We start from the raw sequence: 23,125 nt of genomic DNA, 5'->3' as shown, positions 1-23,125 counted from the left end.
GTGAAGCCTATAGTATCAATCGTATGCATCTTTTCACGTTTCGATGATCCTGCTTAACCAGATTATTGAGATATTTGATTTGTCTTAGATAGAACTCTCCCAATCATTTAACACGACGCAACCTTACATAGGCCCGTCTTAAATGACAAGACTCACTTGCTGTATGCTTTTCATTCAGGTAAAACTGTCAACCCAAATTACACTACAAAATAATATAACTCATTGGACAAGTATGTTTAAAAATAATCCTCTACTTGAAAAGCTAAAAAAACAACTTCATGTTTCAGCACCCAAAATTGAAGGTATCGTTAAAGGAACCGAAAAAGGTTTTGGATTTCTTGAAATCGATGCGCAAAAAAGTTATTTCATTCCTCCTTCAAAAATGAAAAAGGTCATGCATGGCGATCGTGTACAGGGCAGCCTATATAACGATAGAGATCGTGAAATGGTGCAACCGGAAACGCTGTTAGAACCTTTTCTCTCCCGTTTTGTAGGTCGTGTACAAAAAAGAGGGACATTTTTTCTGATCAGACCAGATCATCCTTTATTAAAAGAAGCTATTTTATGTTATGTATCTGCTGATATCGCACACTCTTTTGAAGAGGGAGATTGGGCCGTTGCCGAAATGCGGGAGCATCCTCTGAAGGGTGATCGAGATTTTAAAGCAGAGATTACTGCTTTTATTGCTCATGGCGAAGATAATTTCGCGCCTTGGTGGGTGACCTTAACTCATTATAATCTTGAACGTACTCCGCCTGATATGTGCCCATTGACGCTCAATGAAACCGAATCCGAACGTGAAGATTTAACGGATTTACATTTTATTACTATTGATAACGCCTCCACTGAAGATATGGACGATGCACTTTGTGTGTCTGATCTTGGCAATGGCTCCTTCATGCTGATAGTGGCTATCGCAGACCCAACTGCCTATATTGATGAAAATAGCTTATTAGATACGGCGGCTCGTCAGAGGGCTTTTACAACTTATTTGCCCGGATTTGATATCCCAATGTTGCCACGCGAAGTTGCAGATGATATCTGTTCACTTCGCCCTGATCAACGCCGTCCTGCATTAGTTTGTCGTGTCACCATTACGCCTGAGGGCGCTTTAGGTGAGGATATTCGTTTTTCTAGCGCTTGGATCACCTCAAAAGCAAAGCTGGCTTATAACAAAGTATCTGATTGGCTAGAAAATAAAGGGGATTCGGCGCCGCCTAATATTGACATTTATAAACAAATTCAATGGCTTAAACATATATATGATGTAAGACATCATTGGCGTCAGCAACATGCTTTGGTCTTTAAAAATCGTTCAGAATATCGTTTTGTGATCAATGAAAACGGGAATGTACTTGATGTCATTATGCACGAAAGGCGTATTGCTCATGGTATAGTTGAAGAATGTATGATTGCGGCTAATATTTGTGCCGCGGTGATTTTACGAGATTGTTTAGGTTTTGGTTTTTATAACGTACATAGGGGCTTTGATCCTGCTTTGGTAAAACAAGCCGTACAAATACTCAAAATCCATGGTATTGAATTTCTCCCTGCTGATTTACTGACATTAGAAGGTTTCTGTCAATTACGCCGTCAGTTGGATGCGTTAGGCAATGAAGCGCTTGAAAGTCGCCTGCGGCGTTTACATGCATTTTCTGAATTGAGTGTTGAGCCAGGCCCACATTTTGGTTTGGGTTTACCTCTGTATGCGACTTGGACTTCTCCGATTCGTAAATACAGTGATATGGTTAATCACCGATTGTTAAAGATGGTAATTGCTAATCGATCTGCGCAAAAGCTCGATGAAAATATATCCCAATTAATTGCAGAGCGTCGCCGTGCCAATCGAATGGCAGAGCGAGATATTAACGACTGGCTCTATGCTCGTTATCTCAATCCTATAGCAGGCAGTGAGAAAATTTTTTCCGCGAAAATTATGGAAATGACTCGCGGTGGCATTCGAGTTCGTTTGTTGGAGAACGGAGCCATGGCTTTTATTCCAGCTTCTTTGATTCACTCTGTCCGTAGTGAGATTGCATTCAATTCTGAAATGGGGACAGTTTACAAGAATGAAGATATTATTTATCGCCAGGGGGACATGATTGAAGTTCAATTAGCGCAAGTGCGGTTAGATACCCGAAATCTGATTGCAAGACCCATCTGAATGTTTTTATTTTCCAATTGATATTGAGAAAGCAGGATCAGGTTTTAAGCGTAGTCTTAAGTCTGGTCCAATTTGTCTCGCCTCTTTTAAAACAAACTCGGGAGCCTTCTCCAATTTATGTAATCCAGGTAATTGGCATAATCCACGAGCAGTATTTCCCAGCAGTTTGGGTCCCATATAAAGAATCAATTCATCCACTAAGCCCGCTTCTAATAATCCTCCTGCCAGCTCAGCACCGGCTTCGACCCAAATCAAATTTATTTCTCGTTTTGCTAATGCCGTCATTAATGACGCTAAATCAATCGCATTTTTTTTATCGGGCCATTGAATACTAGAAAAGATCCATTGTTCTACCTGATTTGGCCAATCTTGATAATCTTTTTTTGTTCTAATGAGCCAGCAAGTTCCTGGTTGTTGAACGACCTGATGTTGAGGAGTTACTTTATGATGACTGTCTAAAATAATTTTAACGGGTTGACGTAAACGCTCTCTAGGATAAACAACTTGAGTTTTTTTCGGTAGTGATTCCCAGCGTACTGTTAAGACAGGATTGTCTGCTGACACTGTGACACCTGTACTTAAAATGGCCGAGCTTTGCGCTCTGAAAAACTGTACATCCTGACGGGATTGCTCTGAGGTTATCCATTGGCTTTCTCCCGATGCCATAGCAGTACGACCATCCAGAGAACAAGCTATTTTGAGTTGTATATAAGGAAAGCCTGTTCGCATGCGTTTTAAAAATCCGGGATTCAGATCTTGAGCCTCAGCGCTTAAAATTCCTGATGTCACTTCAATACCAGCCTGCTTGAGTTGATACAAACTTCTACCAGCAATGTCTGGATTAGGATCTTCGATTGCAATCACTACACGCCTGACGCCGGCTTTAATTAAGGCGTCAACACAAGGAGGCGTTTTTCCATAATGACAGCAAGGTTCCAAAGTAATGTAAGCCACACTGCCTTTTGCTAAACGGCCCGCTTTTTGAAGGGCGTGAATTTCTGCGTGGGGCTCACCCAAACGCAAATGATAACCTTCACCTACCACGTGTCCATGACGCACGAGAACACATCCCACATTCGGATTAGGTGTGGTCGTAAAACGACCTAAACTTGCCAATCTCAGTGCATAAGACATATAAAATTCATCCTGACATTTCATAGATTTAGCAGAATGTATTTTTTTCATAATAGCCCTTCTTTAATCCTTTCGATGGAGGGAGGGATTGTCTTGAAGCTTAGCAATTTCTTCGCCAAATTCACGGATATCTTCAAAACTGCGATAAACAGAAGCAAAACGAATATAGGCAATTTTATCTAATTTTTTTAAGGCTTCCATCACAAATTGCCCGAGCATTTTGCTGAGAATTTCAGGTTCTCCGGTTGAAAGAAGCTGAGATTTGATTTGATGAATAGCTGTTTCAAGGGCATCTGTACTGACAGGGCGCTTTCCCAGCGCTTTTCTCATCCCGCTGCGTAATTTTTGTTCGTTAAAGGGCTCTAGGAGATTATTGTTTTTTATAACACGTGGCATCACCAACTCTGCGTGCTCAAAGGTGGTAAAGCGCTCATGACAAATGGCACACTGGCGTCGACGTTTAATTTTAGACCCTTCAGACACCAAACGAGAATCTATTACTTTTGTATCAACGGTATTACAAAAAGGACAATACATAAAACTCCTTAGTAGAACTTCCTTCGATTTTTAAAAAGCTTTTAATCGTGCAACTAAACCACTTCGTCTTTGCGTAGGATTGAGAATTGCATAATTCAATACTTTATCAGTGGAATATAACGTGAATTTTTGACGAGCTCGAGTGATAGCTGTATAGAACAGTTCTCGGGTGACGATAGGGGTAAAATGATCAGGCAACACCAATGCAGTGTGTTCAAATTCAGATCCTTGTGATTTATGAACGGTCATCGCGTATGCCGTACTGTGCGCGGGTAAACGATTTGGTTGCACGGATTTTATGTAGCCATCTGAAAATTGAAAATACACTTTTAAGACCCCTGAGTGATTATAAAGAGTCATGCCGAGATCACCATTAGATAATCCTAAGGAACTATCATTGCACTCTATCATGATAGGTCGCCCGGAATACCATAAATTATTGAAAGATTTTTGGGATAGGCTTAATAAACCACTATGACATAAAGTTTTTTCAATCTGTGCATTTAAACCCTCTAGACCAAATAAACCCGTGCGCAGTGCACATAACAGTTGGTAACGATTGAAAGCATGTAATATGGTTTCAGGATCTTTTCCATATTGAATCAGTTCAAGATAGGGCTGATAAGCCGAAACGCAGTCTTTCAGTAATTTTTGGTAATCTTTAGCATCACTCAGTGCATGTTGTATGATATCAACATATTTTTTATTGACATCGCTTAAAATAGCGTACGCTTTATGATGCTCACCTGAGTTAACGGCTTTCGCCAGTTCACCGATCCCTGATTTTTTATCAAAACGATAATTTTTATTGAGTAAACAAAGGTGATCACAGACATGAGCAACACACAGATTTGGAAAATGTTCTATTGGATGCCCTTTTAAATCATATCCTGTCAGCCTATTTAATTCTTCCGCTCGTGATGTGCTGTAACCAAGAGATAAAAAGTGTCCAATTTCTCCTAATACAGATCCCGCTTCTACTGAAGCCAGTTGATCCCTGTCACCAAGGAAGATGACTTGGGCTAAGTTAGGTAAAGCATCAATTAAGCGGGCCAACATCGGCAAGTCCACCATAGAAGCTTCATCCACGACTAAAACATCCAGATCTAATGGATTATTTTTATGATAACGAGATTGATGTCCTTTAGAGTAATCCCCCAGTAAACGGTGCAAAGTACAAGCTTTTTCTGGTAATCGCCGCGATTCTCTCTCGCTCAGTGATAATGCACGATAAGCGTTTCCTAGTGATTGTGTTAAACGTACGGCGGCTTTTCCTGTAGGCGCAGCAAGTTCAATACGTAAAGTCCGTTCTCCTGACAGCCGTATCAAGGCGGTGAGTAATTTCGCTACTGTGGTGGTTTTTCCTGTCCCCGGTCCTCCTGAAATAATAGCGACTTTACTGGTAATCGCCACCGCAGCCGCCACTTTTTGAAAGTTAATATCAGATTCATGCGAAGTGAATAGTTTATCAAGGATCTGCTTGAGACGATATTCATCTTTTTTATGGTATGTCATTTTTTCTAAAGAATAATCTGAAATAAATTGAATCACTTGACCTTCATTTTTCCACATTCTTTGCAAATAAAGCCGTTCTTTTTCCAAGATCAAAGGGGTTGGTGAAGTGCCTATACCGACGAGAGAGGAGGATTGAAATGCGTTCAACCATGCATTTTTATTTGGGTTTCCGGCGGCTTGCCATACATCTTTAGCCAATTCAGGGTGACGGCCATCAAAAAAATATTCAGGGGATAAGCGAGCTAAGGGTAAACAAACATGTCCTGCACCGGCATCTGAGCTCAATATCGCACAAGCAAGTTGCAATAAAGGTGAATGATGAGCAGCAATGATTTGTGCAAATTGCACATCAAGAAAACGCAATAATTTTTTATCTAAGGCTTGATTTAATAAGCCCATCATGGACATTCTGTCGCCCATCATGTTTCCCCTTTAAAAAGCTGATCCAGTCCTTCAATAAGCTGAAATGATGGGCAACAATGAAAAATCCCTTGTCCCAAAGTTTGGCTATTAACCCCACGTAAAAATAAATAGATAATACCACCAAAATGGCGTTCATACTGATAATTCGGCATCCGATGGCGTAGATAACGATGTAAAGCTAACGTATATAATTGATACTGTAAATCATATCTATGTTCGGCCATCGACTGTTCTATAGACTGACGATGATACGCTTTAGCGCTTGTTCCTAACCAGTTAGATTTGTAATCCAAAAGATAAAATTTATCTTGCCAGAAGAAAACCAAATCAATAAACCCCGTTAATATTCCTTGCACCTTTGGAAAAGATAATGTTGAGCACAGTGCTGAAAGAGGATCGTGTTTTTTAATCAACACATCTAGCTTGGAGGATTCTAATATTGCATCGATAGGCAAATGAAATTGCAATTCAACTTGTTTATTTGTTTCTGTTAATTTTGATAAACTCAGATTTCTTTTTTCATTGAGCGGGGTATCTAGGATCTCTGTTAACCAATCATGCAACATTGATAGCCATTTTTCATCAAATCCTTTTTGAAGTAATTGCATTTTTAACCATTCGATCTCAATTGATTGACTAAAATCTAATTGTTCTAATAGATCATGAAGAAATGTTCCAGGTATCACGCCACGTGGGAAGGTATGAGGGCTTAAGCTGTTTTCTGATAAAAAAAATGGGTCGTTCATGACGTCTGTGATGACTTCAGTGTCTAAAGAAGGTAACAATTCTCGCATTAAAATATGATCAGTTTTGAGTTGTTTAACCGTTGAATGGGTTAAGCTCGAAGAGTCTTGTAATTTCGAATAACTGGTGACCTGCCAATGATCTTGCATTTTTCTTGTAAAGTGCTTAGCCGTTAATTCTGGTAATTGTTCTTTTGTTGGTTGCCAAAGGCTAAAATCGGAGGGATTTGCCAATGAAACAGCAATATGTTCGCCTTCTAGTTCCTTTAATTTTTTAGATAAGTATTGAGCATCTCCCGCCATGCCTTTTTGAATCAGATATCCCAAAGCACTCATATGTATGTCACTTTCTCGTTGTTTTTTTCTTCCCCCTTTAATGAAAGGGGCAATACCGATAGAGCAATGATAAACAGAACGTGTTAATGCAACATACAGTAAACGTAGGTCTTCTGAGAGTCTTTCTTTTGCAGCTAAAGCCCTGTTTTCAGGAGTAGCTTTAAAGTCTAAAACCGCCATACAGTGTTCAGGTTCATGATAAAAAACTTCTTTTTGTGCGTGTTCATCATGTGGTTGATGTTGAAAATAAGCTATAAAGGGGAGCCAAACCAATGAATATTGTAATCCCTTAGCTTGATGAACAGTCACAATTTGAACTAAATCACAATCTGTTTCTAGCCTCAGTTTCTGATCTTCTGATTCAGCATTGAATTCTGTGATCTTTTGAGCAAACCACCTGACTAATGCCTGTTCACTTTTTAGTTCCTCTGAAATTTTCTGTAGTAGTTCACTGAGATGTAGTAAATCGGTTAAACGACGCTCACCTTCTTGGGTTTTCAATAGGGTTTCTGCTAACCGACGCTGAAAAATTAGTTTTCTCAGCATGGGTAAGACCCCTTTTTTTTGCCAATGTTCACGATAATCATGAAATTCATCGACCAAAGCATCCCATGCTTGCCCATCCGACTGTAGGGCCTGTAAGGCATTTGTATTCAACCCTACCAAACTAGTTGCCATAGCACACCGTAAAAATTTTTCGATTTCAGGTGCTAACACCGCCTGCAAAATCCATAGTAGATCTTTTGCTTCTAGCGTATCGAAGACACTATCTCTGTTAGACATATAAACCGAAGGAATAGACAACCTGTTTAACGCTTTTTTTACTAAAGCCGCTTCAGTGCGGGTTCTAACTAAAACGGCAATATCAGGTGCTTTCACTGAGCGTACCCCCTGATTACTTATCAGCTGTGCTCGCTCTTCTTGGCCTGCTGTTAACCAATCTCGTATTTCAATCGCGCATTGATTAGCCATACATTTTTTGTATTGATTAACAGTGATCCCTTCTCCTTGCTGTAACCAAAAATGTAATGCAGGTTGTATTTTTTTATCTATTTTTAATTGGTACGTTCTGTTTTTATCTGAAGCAGTTGCTTCAACAAAAGGGATCTGTGAAAATAAAAAAGGGGTCTCAATTTGAGTAAAAAGTCGGTTGACTGCTTTGACGATCCCCAGAGAAGAACGCCAGTTGGTTTCTAATGTGTACTGATACGCTATTTGAGAGCGTGCACGAATATAAGTGAAAATATCGGCGCCACGAAAAGCGTAAATAGCTTGTTTGGGATCGCCTATCAGTAATAAGCCACAATCCTTTTTTTTAGCATAGATAGAGTGAAAAATACGATATTGTTGAGGGTCGGTGTCCTGAAATTCATCAATGATTACAATAGGATATTGTTTTCTAATGTTTTCTGATAGTAAGTTTCCTCCTTTTTGTTTGAGTGCTGTATCCAGATTTTTGAGTAAGTCATCAAAGCTTAATTCTCCTCGCCTTCGTTTTTCTTTTTCAAGAGAAAGGCGAATTTCTTTAATCGCTTTTGTAAGCAGGACATCTCGTAATGTCAGGTCTTGAAAAAAAATAAAGTCAATGAACGAAAAAAGAGGATGTTGAGGAGGATGTCCTTTTTGAGTTTTTTTAAAAAGAATAGATTGACGAAACCTGTTTAACTCATTTGGTAAAAAATAGGACCTACTTTCTTCATAGGCCCATTGAGTAATTTTTTTTAACCAAATCGGGAGATATCTGCTGTTATAAGTGCGTTTATCTACCCCTGATTTGTCGATTAATATTTTTAAATTTGGAACTGTACTTTGCCATTCGAGCTTAAGTTCGGTGATTTGTTTTATGATTTTTTGATGACGACTTTGAATGCTTTCGTCTTTAGAAGGCGCGTTACGTAATTTTGGTGCTTCTCCTTCTAAGTAAGGGGAAATGTCTTTAAGTAATGCTTGAGGGGTAGCCCATTCTTGGCTGATTGCTACCGCTTCTTCAAATGATAATAAATAACAGGAGCGCCGCCAAAAATCAGCGCAAGTTTGGCGAATAAGCTTGTCTTCATTTTGAATCAATGTTTGTTTAAAAAGAACACCAGATTCAAATGCATTGTTCAGTAAAGTTTTTTGGCAAAATGCATGAATTGTATAAATAGCAGCTTGATCCATATTGCGTTCTGCAAACAATAGTATTGAGGCCGCCGCATTAAGATCTGTGATCTCTGCTAATAATTTTTGGTAAAAAGCATTTTGAGTCCCTGCATTAAGACAAGCCATTCTTAAGTTATAGATCTCAGAGCGAATTCTGTCCCTGAGTTCTTCTGTTGCCGACTGGGTAAATGTGACTACCAAAATCTCCTCGACTGTTAAACGACGTATGTAAGCATTATGACCGCCTAAACCCAGCAGTAAGCGCAAATAGAGTATGCCAATAGTGAAGGTTTTTCCCGTGCCTGCAGAAGCTTCAATCAAACGTTCCCCAAAAAGTGGTAAAATCATCGGGTCAAGTGATTGAATTTTTTTCATTTTAAACCCCATTTTTAATGATGTTATGATATGCTATTGGCAATAAATAGTTTTTTGCTTCCTGTAAAATACGGTCTACATGAGTGTCATTGATTGATCTGAAGAGACGTTGTATGTAAGGGTCGTCTCCTTCTCCTCTGACCCCTGTTTTAGGATTACCTTGAAATACGGTTAATAAATGATCTTTTGCTTTTGCTTGCGTTTTTTCATCCCATAAAATATGCCGATTTTTAAAATCGTAACATTTTATTAACCATGCCCATCCACTGTGATTTACTAATAGTAGAGGTTGAATCATTCCTTTTTGATATCCCTCAATGAATAGGCTGAGATGTTGCCCTGCTTCGGATTTTGATAAAGCAGAAAATCGCCAAACGGACTCTTTTTTTCCATAAATACGGCTTTCACCTTTACCTCCTGATAAACAGTAAGCTAAATGTTCAATCCAGAGTAATAAGCCATCAACTATGGTCAATGTACGAGGACGCCAACGTATTAATCCATCTGTTTGAGCATATGCTATCCAGCCAGACAAGGTTCTCTCACCCAAAGTTGTATTGACTTCTAAGCGATAAAATTCTGTCTGCTCGGTTTCTCTCTGAATTTTTTTCGCTATCAACCCCATTTCGTTTTTTTGCTGTTGCCAATAAATTTCACCAAAATGACCAAAAGGTAAACGCCCCGACGCTTGCATTCTTGTATACAGCTGATCAATATTTTTATTTGCTATTAACGCATTTAAAATCTCTGTATTAACTTGATAACGTGCTAAAGGATCAAGGATAAAAGGTTCTTCATTTGATAACTCTGTTTGCTCTATCCTAAACTGTACGCCTAGGCGTAGTTGAAAGAAGGCTTTGATGGGATGTCGGTAAAAATTGATTAATTCATCGAGAGTGATTTCTGAGAAAGGCTCTAAGACTAGGGGTTTAATAAAATCATCTTCAGGCTGTTTTTGTTTTCGGGAGTGTTTTTTTGCAGCCTCAAGCCATTCGACTGCATAACTCTGTTGTTCTTTTCCTTGAAAAAAATTTTTGGCAGAAAAAGGCATTCGTGTATGATAAAAAATAAGGTGTTGAATTACCTGTTGCATACTTTCGTCAGAGTTGCAATTCTCATCTCCAGGTAAAATATAACTGTTTCCAATATATTCAAGCAATTCACTGACTAATACCGAAGGGTAACGTTGACTATTATCTTGCATAGAACGCCCAATGTAGCTGATATACAGATATTTTTGAGCTGACAATAATGCTTCCAGAAAAAGATATCGATCGTCATCTCTACGGCTACGATCTCCTTTTTGTCTTTTTTTTGCCATCATATCGAAACTCAGAGGAGGCAATATTCTTGGATAAATCCCTTCATTCATTCCTAGTAAACAGACGACTTTAAAAGGAATCGAACGCATCGGCATCAGAGTGCAAAAATTGATGGGGCCCGCTAAAAAACGCTGGCTGATCCGTTGATTTTCGAAACGAATCAATAAGTCATGCCGTATTAAGCTTACAGGCACTATATTGTCGTACTGAGATGAGAGCCCGTACTGAATAATGTTTTGCCACTGTTGATCTATCAGAATGAAGATGGATTCTGTTTCAGCATTAGATTCAAAAAATGCGTAAAATAAATCTCTACAGAGAGGAAGCCATTCTGATAATAAGCGTGAGGTTTTTAATTTTTTGCGCCATATGCGTAGCATCATTAAAAGTTGAGCCAACTTCCCTATTAATTCTGCCGCCAACCCGGTGGATTCATCGTAGGGTAATACCCCTTCCCAATTGCCTGCTTGGCTGTCCATGGCATAACCTAAGAACATACGTTGTAAACCAAATTGCCAAGTATGTTGACCTGTGATTGGCAAAAAGAGGTCCTGTACGTTTTCATTATCCAGCCCCCAACGTATACCAGATCCTTCTACCCATTTACGTAATAGGGATAACTCTTTTTCTTGGATCTCAAATTTTTGAGATAGCGCAGCAATTTCTAATAATCCAAATACTTGTTCAGTATTGAATCGACTTTGTGGTAGATCAAGCAATTTTATAAAAGTTTGTAAGACAGAATGCACCTGTGTCATTTTTCTGTCTGAAATAGAAAAAGGTAGATATCGTTCTAAAGAAGCATTGCTAAATACGGCTTGTATATAGGGCGCATAATTATCGATGTCTGAGACCATCACTATGACATCTCGGGGAGTCAAAGTAGGATCCTGAGAAAATAAATTCAACAGTTGATCCTGTAAGATTTCCACTTCTCTTTGTTGACTGTGACAAGAATGAACACTGATAGAGCGATCGTTGATATCCAGTAAACGTTTTTTGTTGTGATGAAAGTTTGATTTAGAAAAGTGACGGGTCGCCTCATTTTTGAATTCTAACATGTCATGTTGTAGCGCATGAAGTAAGTTATCTGGCTCAATGTCAACAAAAGCGTGAATTTCTTGGAGTCCTTCTATTTGAGATAATAAATAGAGATGGTCTCTTCCTAGTCGCCCCCAAGATGCCAGTAAGGGGTTGATTTGTTCTTCCTCAATATTGCGTAAATCACTACTGGTATTTTTGATGTTTAATTTAGCCAGAATATCATAGTTTTGAATATCGCCCCAAAAATAACGACAAGGGTTTTGAAACATGCAATGAATATCAATGTGTCTACTTAATGCTTCTAAACCTTTTAAGTAAATGGGGGGTAAGGTAGAGATACCGAAAATAAATACCCTTTTTGGTAAAAGATCAGAGTCAACATTATTTTTATTTAGGGCTTGGATAAATCTTTGATATAAACGAGCACGATGCCATTCTGGTTGTTTAAGTTGTCGAGAATAGCGGATTAATGAGACCCATAAAGCGGCCTGCCAATCTTGGTTTTTATCGAGGTTATCAATTTTTTTGCCGTTTTCCCACCCGTCTAACCATTCTGAGCGATAAACCAAATATTGATCAAACAGATCGGCAATCCGTATCGCCAATTGATGAATTTTTTGTTTATCTTCGTCGTTTTGTAAATAATGTTTTATGGATGCAAATATAGGATTTTGTAATAACTCAGGCAGTAAACACATCAGTTTCCATGTCATGGCATCTTTGTTAAAAGGGCTTTCTTTTGGAATGTTTTTTAGAACTTTGGTGAACATATCCCAAATAAAGGTCGCAGGCAGAGGAAATTGAATATTTGCTGAAATGCCTAAAGATTGCGCGAGTTGAATTTGTAACCACTGAGCCATCCCTGGGCTTTGTACCAATATGATTTCTTTTTGAAAAAGATTTTTTAGAGGTTCTTGTTCTATCAATGTGCTTGTTAATGTTTTTAATAAATCCATTTGATTGGAATGATAAGTGATAAACATTTTTTCTCCATTGAGAACATTTTTATTTGCTCTTCAGGTAAAGGATTGAATTTTTCATATACTTCACAAAAGCAGCGATTTAAAGAAAATTTTTGATTCTGTGGCTATGTTGCTTCAACATGAAAGTTAATGCCATTTGCATCAACTCTTCTTTAAATTTTTTTAAATTTCCAACCTGATGTTGGGTTTGTTAATTTTGAAAATAGGGTGGTGAGTTTCTGAAAAAATTACGATGTTTTTTTGAATAAGCGCACTTGCTTGTTTCATTTGCCATTTACGTTGAAATTCTTGTAGTAATTTTTATTGATATTTTAATCATCCAAGTGTAGAGATAGAAAACAGCAGAGCTGTAATCAATGCCTCAAACACACTAAAACCTTTTTGAGAAGTTACTAAATTAAATAATAATTTTTTATTATTTTCATTCTCTCTTTTTAATGATTGTTATCTGCAGTTTTTGATCAGCTTAATCTAGACAAAATTTTTTCGTTTGTTACAGGGAAAAAATTGAGCAATCCTCCTGTGATAGGGACTAATTTTTACTCTGTGGTGTTAGGTATTTCGTGTGTTTTAGCACTTTCATAAAGGATAATTTTTTATGTTCTGTTCCATAATATATTTTCCCCTTGTATTAAAAAATACCGATCTCTAACATTGGCTTAATGCAGGATTTTAATTAATTGATTTGTTCTTTTTCACAATGCCACCCTTGATGGCGTCTATATGTTCTCTGTGAAAATGATCTTAACATCCCTGTTTTATTACTCCCTAACTAAGCAATGAGGCCGCCTGATTGTATGCTTTTAAATAAAAGCGCTCTTAGCCGCTGATGTTGAAAGCAACTTCTAATGCTCTTTGTAAAGCCGTCAATAATAATAGGCCCATGGTGAAAATAATGATCACATATATTAAGGTGCTAGTTCCTTTTTGATAAGGCCGTTTCATAAATTTTTATTGTTAATCTAACTCTGAATGGGCGGGCGGTTTCTTTGTGTGATTCTTGGCAAAGAAATCTGTTTTAAATAATGTACCTAATCTCGATTTGGGAAGCTGAGTAATATTAAAATGCGTTATTTTTATTTTTTGCGGATCAGATATTTTTCCTAACCATGACACAAAAAATATAATTGCCCTCTTTAGATTTCTAAAACACCCTTACGTAAACGATAACCAAAATATTCAGACTCATGATGCTGTTCTTCTTCTAGTTTTCTATTCACTAGGATATTAAGTAATACGCAGGATAATCCATAGGCATTTGCCATTACAAAACCCTGCTCTTCTGAGATCTGTTTCAATCGAAAACATGAGTGCCATCATTGCTTGATTAAGGCAACAAAATTATTGTAAAAATTTTGTTTGATATCTGAAGTGTGGATAATTTTTTCACTGCTTAGTGTAATGAAGCTTCCAAAGCTGAGCGACAGCATCAGTTCGAACAGGGTAACCCCTTTTGTATTTATTTGTTTTTCATTTCATGGCACCACTTTTCTTCTTAACGACATAATGGAAGATCCGCTATTTTTTATTTTGACTACATAGTCTTATTCTGCTCTGTTTTGAAATAATGACTCGAATGCACCCTCTGCATTTGTCAGAGTAAAATCGCCTGCTTGTGCGGTATTACGTCTTCTATAAAAAGTCATGTGTTTGAGTGGGAAAGGAGACAAAGACATATCCTTGTAATTGGGCTTATAAATCGAATTTATTGATTTTTCACACGCATTTAATTCTATGTTTCCAGTGTCAATACACTAAGTGCTAGCATAATAATAAACTTATAAAAATCAGTTCTATTATACCAATAGGCATTTACCTGAAGTTAATTTAAAAAATAAGCAACGAATGAGCCGTGATCAGTAAGCATTCTTTTGCTGGTGGCTGTACTAACTTCGTACACTTCAATGTGTTATGATTGAAATTAAAAAAATCGCACATAAGAGTTCAGTCAAGCTGATGATGTTTTGCTTTTTTATAAAACATGTTTCATAAAGCCAGCATATTACCATGGGATTTGATTTCTAGCGTGGATCAGCAAATTTTAGATCTAGTGCACAGAAATTTTCTGTATTTTCATTCATAACCACAAGATGTGATCTACTTTGTATTTTATATCAAATGCTTATTCCATCAGCTGATGGTTTTTGAGTTAATCAGTTATCCAATTTGTATGAAAGACGGCTTGACCACTGTCATTACGTTTATAAGTGTGTGCCCCAAAATAATCTCTTTGAGCCTGAATTAAATTAGTCGGTAATAGTGCCGAGCGATAACTGTCGTAGTAAGTGATAGCCGCAGAAAAAGCGGGAACGGGAATACCATTTTGTACCGCATAAGAGATGATATCACGCAATGCCTGCTGATAATGATCCGCAATTTTTTTGAAATATTCTGCAAGTAACAGATTGGAAATATTTGGTTTTTGATGATACGCTTCTGTTATTTTTTGTAACAATCGCGCGCGAATAATGCAGCCAGCACGAAAAATACTCGCAATGTCGCCATAATTTAAATTCCAGTTATTTTTTTCAGCGGCTGTTTGTAATTGTTGAAATCCCTGCGCATAAGAAACAATTTTTCCTAAATACAGAGCAGATCGTATTTTTTCAATAAATTCTGTTTTTTGTCCCTGAAATGGCTGAATTTTTGGCCCTGTTAGTACTGTAGCCGCCGCGATTCTTTGTGTTTTTAAAGAAGATAAATAACGGGAAAATACGGCTTCTGTTATGAGACTCAAAGGAATGCCGAGATCTAAAGCACTTTGACTGGTCCATTTGCCTGTACCTTTGTTGGCGGCCTCATCTAGGATGCAGTCAATGAGATCATGACCATGCTTATCTTTTTTGCAAAAAATATCTGCTGTTATTTCAATAAGATAACTACTAAGTTCACCTTTATTCCATTGTTTAAAAACATCTGATAGCTCAGAATTTTTTAGGTTTAAGCCCTGCTTTAACAAAGAATAAGCTTCAGAAATTAGTTGCATATCCCCGTATTCTATGCCGTTATGCACCATTTTTACATAGTGACCTGCACCATTTGGTCCAATGTACTTGACGCAAGGTTCTCCTTCGGCTTTTGCGGCGATTTTTTTGAACATAGGAGCTATTAATTCATAAGCTTCTTTTTGCCCCCCTGGCATAATCGAGGGGCCTTTTAATGCGCCTTTTTCACCTCCTGAGATGCCAACACCCATGAAATAAAAGCCTTTGTTTATTAATTCTTTACTTCTTCGAATGGTGTCCTGATAGTGACTGTTTCCTCCATCAATTAAAGTATCTCCTGGATTTAAATATAGCGTTAGTGCGCGAATGGTGTCGTCTGTTGCAGATCCTGATTGGACCATCATTAGGATCCGGCGAGGTGTTACCAGTGATTCCGCAAACTCTTTTAAACTGTAACAAGGGAACAGATTTTTTTCTGGATTTTCTTCGATAACTTGGTCTGTTTTTTTATGAGAACGATTAAAGATGGAGACAGAATAACCTTGGTTTTCAATATTAAGTGCTATGTTACGGCCCATGACGGCCATACCTATGACACCTATCTGTTGCTTGCGCATATGAATTCCTATGTAAAAAAGTGTTTTTTATTAAATCAAAAGAAGAAGAGTGACTGTTTTAAAAATTTTGATTTTTTAACCAATTTAAAAATGCGGCGCCTTCTGTTTCATGACGCAGAGCGTACTCTACAAAAGCTTTCATATAACCTAGTTTGTCGCCGCAGTCATGCCATTTCCCAGTCATATGAAAAGCTTCCACAGGTTGTGTTTCTATTAACATATCGATAGCATCGGTAAGTTGAATTTCTCCCCCCGTCCCGGGAGAGGTTTTTTCCAGTAGAGGCCAAATGTCTGAGGATAAAACATAACGGCCTACCACGGCCAAATGGGAGGGGGTGTCTTTTAGTGAAGGTTTTTCTACCATCGCTTTTATCAAAGCTGCCTGACCTGGAAAAACAAGGACGTTCCCACAATCAGCTATACCGTATTTACAAACATCTTCTAGAGGAATAGGTGCGACCATAATTTGACTGCGCGCTGTCTCTGAAAAGCGTTCAATCATACAGGTGAGATTTTCTTTTAAGCAATCCACAGAAGGTGTCTCCAAGAGTACATCTGGTAGTAGGATGACAAAAGGGGCGTCCCCTATGATGGGTCGAGAACAGAGTATGGCATGTCCTAGTCCTTTAGCCTGTCCCTGTCGTATGTGCATGATGGTGACATCGGATGGGCAGATATTTTGTACTTCTTGTAATAATTGCCGTTTTACTCGAGCCTCTAAAACTGCTTCGAGTTCAAAAGAAGTATCAAAATGATTTTCTATCGCATTTTTTGATGAATGGGTAACCAGCACAATTTCTTTGACCCCTGCTAATACAGATTCATTCACAATATATTGAATAAGAGGCTTATCCACCATAGGTAACATTTCTTTAGGAATCGCCTTGGTCGCAGGTAGCATGCGGGTCCCTAATCCTGCAACAGGGATAATCGCTTTTAATTTTTGAGGCATATTACAACCTTGTGATTCAAAGAAAATGAAATGATCTTAACGTATTTTTTATTTAGGGCTTATTGAGATGACATCTTTTGCAAAACGATAGCGAGGGCAGCGGATTCAAGATGTACAAAATTCAGCCACGGAATGGCCAGTAGAATGAAATGAGGATGATGAGCATCCCTAGTTATCAAGGCGCTGACAACGCAAAAGTTTCTGCCCGCAGTAATTTTTACAGAAGGTATTATTTTTATCTGCTTTCATTCAACCGTTTTTTAAACCAATGGTTTAATTTTTTCTGAAATTGTCCTTTCAGATTTTTATCCAATAAAGATTGGACAGCTATTCGGTATTGTAAGTGAGCCCACGGGCCATAAATGTGTAAGGGCACATCAATGTCCTGTAACGTTTTTATCCAGTCTGCTTGTCCTTGGAAACCTTGTAATAACCGTACATTCAAATTGATGTTAGATTGTTGTTTAGGCAAATTAAATCTTCCTTTACCATTAATAGAAACGAAATGAGAATACGCTTTCAAATGGTTTATTTCTAATTTGCCTTCGTTTAATTTGAGATCACTTTCTAATTTTTGAAATTCGGTGTAAGGCTTATAAATTTTTTCGACATCGGCAACATGTATGTTTTTAGCGACCGTTTGTTCAATTAATTGATGTATATTCACCCCATTGAATTGAACAGGCTGCATGATGATTTTTGCATCTCCTTTACATTGGGTAATAAAGGTTTGTAGATTTAAGCAATGACCAGAAAATATTCCTTTTAAAGAAGTTTTACCCGATATTATAGGTGATAAAGACAATCCCTGTAATAAAGATTGTAAATTAATATTTTTTACAGTGGGATTGAGAGTTATCTGCATTTTTTTCTTAGTCAGATCTGCTGTTGCATTCAGCAAAAAATTTCCTTCAAATAGTTCACCTGATAATGGGTTTAATGATAATCGACCTTGATGATTTTTTAAGGCTAATTTGATGTTTTTTACTTTTATTCCTTGATAGGAGATTTGATCTATGTTTAATAAAAAATTGGTATTAAAATCACGTAATAGCTGTAAATTTTGTGATAAACCCTTATTATTATTTGTAGTTGTAGCAATGACGGGGGAAGGCACTGTAACATCAGGCGTATTTTGATTGTTTTTGTTGTCTTTTTTAAAAGGCGTCCAGCCTAAGATTTCATCTAAATTAATATTTATGGCTCTAAGACGAATCAGATAAGTGGGCATTGAAGATAAAATTACTTCTACATTTCCGATAAAGCGGTTGTTATTTGCACTCAAATTTAGCTGATTGAATGTTAATTTTTCGGACGGCTTATCATACTGTGCTTGTAAAGTTATGGTTCCTTTTATGCCATTGAAAGGAAGATCTGCCCCTTGTAACTGATAACTTAATTTCTGGATATCAACATCCCATTTTTGAGGATATTGATGCAGATTAACTGCGGCTTTTAAAGAAACGGTTAAGTCTCGTTGATCTCTATTGATCTGGCTTAAAAGCGATATTTTTATTTGTTTAGTGTTATTTTGTACCAAGTTAAGGTTCAGGTTTCGTACATTAATTTGAGCTTCATCCTCTTTTTGCCAAATCAGTAGACTGTCCATCAATTGAACTTTATCAATGCCCAGCTTCCAGTGAGAGGCAGAAGCGTGATCAGAATTAACCTCTTCCTTTGAGACCGTAGGCAAATTTTTAGGTGTTTTAGGTTGACTCTCAGGGATTAAGTTGATTTTGGCTCCTTTCAAGCTGACCTGTTTTACTTTTAATTGATGAGATAAAAGTGGCCAAATTTCCACATCTAAACGCATATTTTGTGCGCTGATAATCGATTTTTTTGCGCCTGGTACAGTCAGTGACATTTGACCTGCTATCACGCTCAATTGAGGCCAAACATGCCATCTAAGATCCCCTTCGAGTGCCAGTTGATATCCACTTCTTTTTTCAATTTGCTGAGCCAGATAACTACGAAAATCATTTGGATTCAATAATACGACTAATGCTGTCATTCCGCTTGCCAGGAGTACCAAAACAATAATAAATACCGTCATTAGTTTTTTCATAAAATTCTCTTAATGTCGATAAAAAAGCGTTATTGAAAATATAAATGTTTTGTACTCTATTTTCTTGCTTTAAGTTTCGTCAATCTTTGTCAATCCGACTGGCTACTGCGCCTTTTTGGTTGTGATATTTTGCGTTTTGACGTTGATGATAAGGTCGTTTTGCTTGACCAGAAAGCAGTTCAAAACTCAGAGCTCCAATGAGCATCCCCGGGCGAAGCCCCAGTGGTAATTTTCCTGAATTATAAAATTCCAACACAATTTGCCCACGCCATCCTGGATCAATCCGATGAGCGGTGACATGAACCATCAAACCCAGACGGGCTAAAGAAGAACGACCATCTAGCCAGCCTACTAAATCGTCCGGTATGGTAACGGATTCTAGAGTAACAGCAAGAGCCAGCTCCCCTGGATGTAGAAAAAAACATTCCTTTTCTTTGAGAACAATTTTGTCGCTCATGATTTGATCTAGTGCATGATTAATCTCCTCTTTTGGGGCACTGAGATCGATGAAAGGTGCCTTGTGTCCCACAAACACCCGAAATTCGTGCCCTAGACGTATATCAACGGTTGCCCCGTTGATATGTTTTGCGGGAGGAAGAGGTGTAATCGATAATTTTTTTTCATTTAACCAACGTTCTATATCACGATCACAAAGTCTCAATGTTCGCGTTTTCCTTTTTGATTGAGCCAAAAACTCGTATGTAAACTGCAATACAATGCGATACCCCCCATAATCATGGTCACGCTACATAACGGCCAAATTCCAAAACGGGCATAAGGGGTGATTCCATACGTGGGTATTAGTGTTGCACTCAACACTTGACGAGTAAATTGAGGTAACTGTGCCAATATATCACCCCTGGGCCCAATAAGGGCGGTAACACCCGTGTTAGTGACACGCAGCAGAGGACGACCCAATTCTAATGCCCTCATTCTGGCCATCTGAAAGTGTTGCCAAGGTCCAATCGAGTGACCAAACCAAGCATCATTCGAAATTGTTAATAAAAAATCAGTATTTGGTTTAAAATTATCTCTTATTTGTTGTCCTAAGATAATTTCATAACAAATTGCAGTAATAACATTGAGTCCTTTGACGTTTAAAGGCGCTTGCTCATAGCGACCTGAACTAAAAGAAGACATCGGTCGATTAAAAAAAGGAGTCAAGCGATTCAACATATTTTCGAATGGAATAGATTCCCCAAAGGGAACGAGATGATGTTTTTCATAGCTGTTCATTGCTGGATATGCATAGGGGTTTTTCTGTCCAATAACAATCACTTTATTAAAAAGGAGATCATGAATAGGAGCAGCCGAAGATTTTTTTTCCCCCAATATACCCGTAATCAAACTGGAATCATGCTCTCTAAATAACTTATCCATTTCTTTTAAGAATTTTTTTTGATTTTTTTCGATGTCGGGAATGGCAGATTCAGGCCAAATAATAATGGACGCTTTATCGATGTCAGGTAAGGTTTCATTTTTATATATTTGTAAAATATCGTTGATTGAATTGATGTCCATTTTAATGGATTGATCAATATTTCCTTGTACTAAAGCAATCTGGACTGCTTTTTTAGGCTCTGGTGTAAACCAATCGAGATAACGCAAAGGCCAGGGCAGAAATAAGAAAGCCAACGCAAGTAGCAAGGCGCTTTTCAATCTTTCATGCCAAGCATAGATCAACAAGCCAGTGACGATCATAAGGATGAAAGTGATGCCTTCTACACCTAAGATCGGAGCAATGCCTTGAAGTGGGCCTTGAATTTGAGTGTAACCAAATTGTAGCCAGGGAAAGCCGGTAAAGACCGATCGTCGTAGATATTCGGTGATGTGCCAGAGGACTGGAGCTGCCAGAGTTAAACGCCACCACGTGGTTTGAGGACATAAAGCTACGAGTAGGCATGAAAATAAAAGAACATAAAGAGACAAATAAGCCACCAGTAACAAAACAATAAACAAGCTGATGGTGGCAGACATACCGCTAAATTCAAAAATACTGACATAAACCCAACTAATTCCACTCCCAAAAAGACCAAGCCCCCAACAAAAACCAATGAGTCCCGACTGTTTGATTGAGCAATTGAGTGTCAAGCTTAGTAAGCCAAACAAAGAGAGAATTGCCGCTGGCCAAAAATGAAAAGGAGAAAAAGAGAAGGTGCCAGCGATCCCAAAGAGTAAAGCAAAAAACCCGCTCGCCCAGCAAGATGTTAATAATTTCGTAAAAAAAAAAGATCGAACTTGAGACATAAAATGGGGTTTCTCTGACACTCGCTTAACCATAATTAGGTGAATGATTTTTATCACGCCTTGATTTTTAAATTAAAAATCACGTTAAAGTGCAGCCAAATTTGGTTTTTGAACATTATCCGAAATTTTAACATTTAATTGAATAATACGTCTGTTATCTGCTTTAACAACTTTAAATAAATAGCCTTCTATTATTATAGTTTCACCTCGAGAAGGTAGATGACCAAATGCCTGCATGATCAATCCACCCATGGTGTCCACTTCATCGTCATTAAAATGAGTACCAAATACAGCATTAAAATCTTTTATTTCAGTTAACGCTCTTAACGTGTAAGTATGCTGACTTAACTGGCGTATATCAGAATCTTCAGTATCATCATATTCATCTTCAATTTTCCCAACAATCAGCTCTAAAATATCCTCTATGGTCACCAAGCCAGAAATAGAGCCAAATTCATCAATGACAATGGCGATATGATAGCGGCGTAGTTGAAACTCTTTGAGCATTTTATCAACAGGCTTGCCTTCAGGCACAACCACTGCATTACGTAATACAAGATCAATAGCAAAAGGCTGAGAGTCTTCTAACATAAATGGAAGGAGATCCTTTGCCATTAATATGCCTTCAATATGATCTTTATCTTCGCTGATAACAGGAAAACGAGAATGGGCTGATTCAATGATGACATCAAGACATTGATCAAGCGTCTGGTTACGCTTTAATGTCACCATTTGAGAACGGGGGATCATAATGTCACGGACACGTTGTTCAGAAATATCCATCACGCCTTCCAACATGTTGCGTGTGTCAGGATCAATCAGATCGTTTTGTTCAGAATCTCTGATTAATTCGACTAAATCATCTTTATTTTTAGGTTCATCATGAAATAGTTGACTCAATAAAGAAGTAAAAAATCCTTTTTTCGAAGGGTTGTTAGCATCGTTTTCTAAATTAGCATCGCTCATAGCGTTTTAATTAATTTGATTCCTGAATGAAAGAAATAAGATTGAATCTTATGCTGATATTATAAACATATTTTAATCATAAGGGTTTGGATATCCCAAATACATCATGATTTCAGTTTCTATCGATTCCATTTTTTTTGCATCAGTATGCAAAATGTGATTATACCCTAGCAGATGAAGCGCACCATGGACAACCATATGAGTCCAATGAACCCATAACGCTTTTTTTTGCAATAACGCTTCTTTTTCAACGATTTGACGGCAAACAATAAGGTCTCCGAGAAGGGGTAGTGATACCTGTACGGGAGAGATAAATGGAAAAGACAAGACATTGGTCGGTTTATCTATCTGGCGATATTGAAAATTTAATTGTCTACTTTCTATTTCATCTACCAGCCGAATAGTAACTTCGGCCTTTTTTTTAAAAGGAGAAATAGTAGAGGATAACCAAAGCTGAAAATCATTTTCATTAGGTAATCCTTGGTTGTCAACGCAAGCAATTTGTAAATCAAGAATAATCTGGCTCACAAGTTTCTCGAGGAGAGGATCAAAGAATTAGATACTATAACTAAGGCATTAAGTTTAAAATGTAACAAGGTGTTGCCCCTCATAACA

The 23,125-nt window shown here is 37.8% G+C and carries 14 protein-coding genes and 1 pseudogene; 1 reads left to right on the top strand and 14 read right to left on the bottom strand.

The window, feature by feature from the left end; all coding sequences use genetic code 11:
- Positions 1–10: 10 nt before the first annotated feature.
- Positions 11–88: pseudogene (locus tag CICURV3402_RS02565) on the bottom strand (IS6 family transposase); the annotation flags it as partial.
- Positions 89–232: 144 nt separating this feature from the next.
- Between CICURV3402_RS02565 and CICURV3402_RS02560 the strand changes: the two are divergent.
- Positions 233–2,164, top strand: coding sequence for an exoribonuclease II (locus CICURV3402_RS02560; RefSeq protein WP_158379699.1), 1,932 nt, complete (start codon positions 233–235; stop codon positions 2,162–2,164).
- A 6-nt stretch (positions 2,165–2,170) separates the two neighbouring features.
- Here the strand turns inward: CICURV3402_RS02560 and ribD are convergent, their stop codons facing one another.
- From ribD to ybeY, 13 genes are all read right to left on the bottom strand, one after another.
- Positions 2,171–3,349, bottom strand: a complete 1,179-nt coding sequence (gene ribD, locus CICURV3402_RS02555; protein WP_158379698.1) for a bifunctional diaminohydroxyphosphoribosylaminopyrimidine deaminase/5-amino-6-(5-phosphoribosylamino)uracil reductase RibD — start codon at positions 3,347–3,349, stop codon at positions 2,171–2,173.
- A gap of 12 nt (positions 3,350–3,361) precedes the next feature.
- Positions 3,362–3,835 carry a transcriptional regulator NrdR gene (gene nrdR / locus CICURV3402_RS02550; RefSeq protein WP_158379697.1) on the bottom strand — a complete coding sequence of 158 codons (474 nt, stop codon included), beginning with the start codon at positions 3,833–3,835 and terminating at the stop codon, positions 3,362–3,364.
- 30 nt (positions 3,836–3,865) lie between these two features.
- A complete protein-coding gene (gene recD / locus CICURV3402_RS02545) occupies positions 3,866–5,752 on the bottom strand; it encodes an exodeoxyribonuclease V subunit alpha (protein ID WP_158379814.1) in 1,887 nt (628 codons plus the stop codon).
- A gap of 17 nt (positions 5,753–5,769) precedes the next feature.
- Entirely contained in the window at positions 5,770–9,381 is a 3,612-nt protein-coding gene (recB, locus tag CICURV3402_RS02540; protein WP_158379696.1) for an exodeoxyribonuclease V subunit beta, read from the bottom strand.
- The gene (recC, locus tag CICURV3402_RS02535) at positions 9,371–12,718 is read right to left on the bottom strand and encodes an exodeoxyribonuclease V subunit gamma (protein WP_158379695.1); all 3,348 of its coding nucleotides are present in this window, start codon (positions 12,716–12,718) and stop codon (positions 9,371–9,373) included. The genes recB and recC overlap by 11 nt, the downstream gene beginning before the upstream one ends.
- 1,136 nt (positions 12,719–13,854) lie before the next feature.
- On the bottom strand, positions 13,855–14,016 hold the full coding sequence (locus tag CICURV3402_RS06495) for a hypothetical protein (protein WP_235667598.1): 162 nt from the start codon (positions 14,014–14,016) through the stop codon (positions 13,855–13,857).
- A gap of 851 nt (positions 14,017–14,867) precedes the next feature.
- Positions 14,868–16,280 carry an NADP-dependent phosphogluconate dehydrogenase gene (gndA, locus tag CICURV3402_RS02525; RefSeq protein ID WP_158379694.1) on the bottom strand — a complete coding sequence of 471 codons (1,413 nt, stop codon included), beginning with the start codon at positions 16,278–16,280 and terminating at the stop codon, positions 14,868–14,870.
- A 58-nt stretch (positions 16,281–16,338) separates the two neighbouring features.
- Positions 16,339–17,232, bottom strand: a complete 894-nt coding sequence (galU, locus tag CICURV3402_RS02520; RefSeq protein WP_158379693.1) for a UTP--glucose-1-phosphate uridylyltransferase GalU — start codon at positions 17,230–17,232, stop codon at positions 16,339–16,341.
- A 235-nt stretch (positions 17,233–17,467) separates the two neighbouring features.
- Positions 17,468–19,297: an outer membrane assembly protein AsmA gene (gene asmA / locus CICURV3402_RS02515; RefSeq protein WP_158379692.1), complete on the bottom strand. Its 1,830-nt coding sequence runs from the start codon at positions 19,295–19,297 to the stop codon at positions 17,468–17,470.
- 79 nt (positions 19,298–19,376) lie between these two features.
- Complete coding sequence (gene dcd, locus CICURV3402_RS02510) at positions 19,377–19,958, bottom strand: dCTP deaminase (protein ID WP_158379691.1); 582 nt, start codon at positions 19,956–19,958, stop codon at positions 19,377–19,379.
- Positions 19,955–21,544 carry an apolipoprotein N-acyltransferase gene (lnt, locus tag CICURV3402_RS02505; RefSeq protein ID WP_158379690.1) on the bottom strand — a complete coding sequence of 530 codons (1,590 nt, stop codon included), beginning with the start codon at positions 21,542–21,544 and terminating at the stop codon, positions 19,955–19,957. Before lnt ends, dcd begins: the two co-directional genes overlap by 4 nt.
- A gap of 84 nt (positions 21,545–21,628) precedes the next feature.
- Positions 21,629–22,510 carry a CNNM family magnesium/cobalt transport protein CorC gene (gene corC / locus CICURV3402_RS02500; protein WP_158379689.1) on the bottom strand — a complete coding sequence of 294 codons (882 nt, stop codon included), beginning with the start codon at positions 22,508–22,510 and terminating at the stop codon, positions 21,629–21,631.
- A 72-nt stretch (positions 22,511–22,582) separates the two neighbouring features.
- Positions 22,583–23,038, bottom strand: a complete 456-nt coding sequence (ybeY, locus tag CICURV3402_RS02495) for an rRNA maturation RNase YbeY (RefSeq protein ID WP_158379688.1) — start codon at positions 23,036–23,038, stop codon at positions 22,583–22,585.
- Positions 23,039–23,125: the final 87 nt, after the last annotated feature.

The organism is Candidatus Williamhamiltonella defendens, assembly GCF_900699045.1.
GTDB classification, from domain to species: Bacteria; Pseudomonadota; Gammaproteobacteria; order Enterobacterales; family Enterobacteriaceae; genus Hamiltonella; species Hamiltonella defensa_A.
This window is presented reverse-complemented; position numbering and strand designations above follow the sequence as displayed.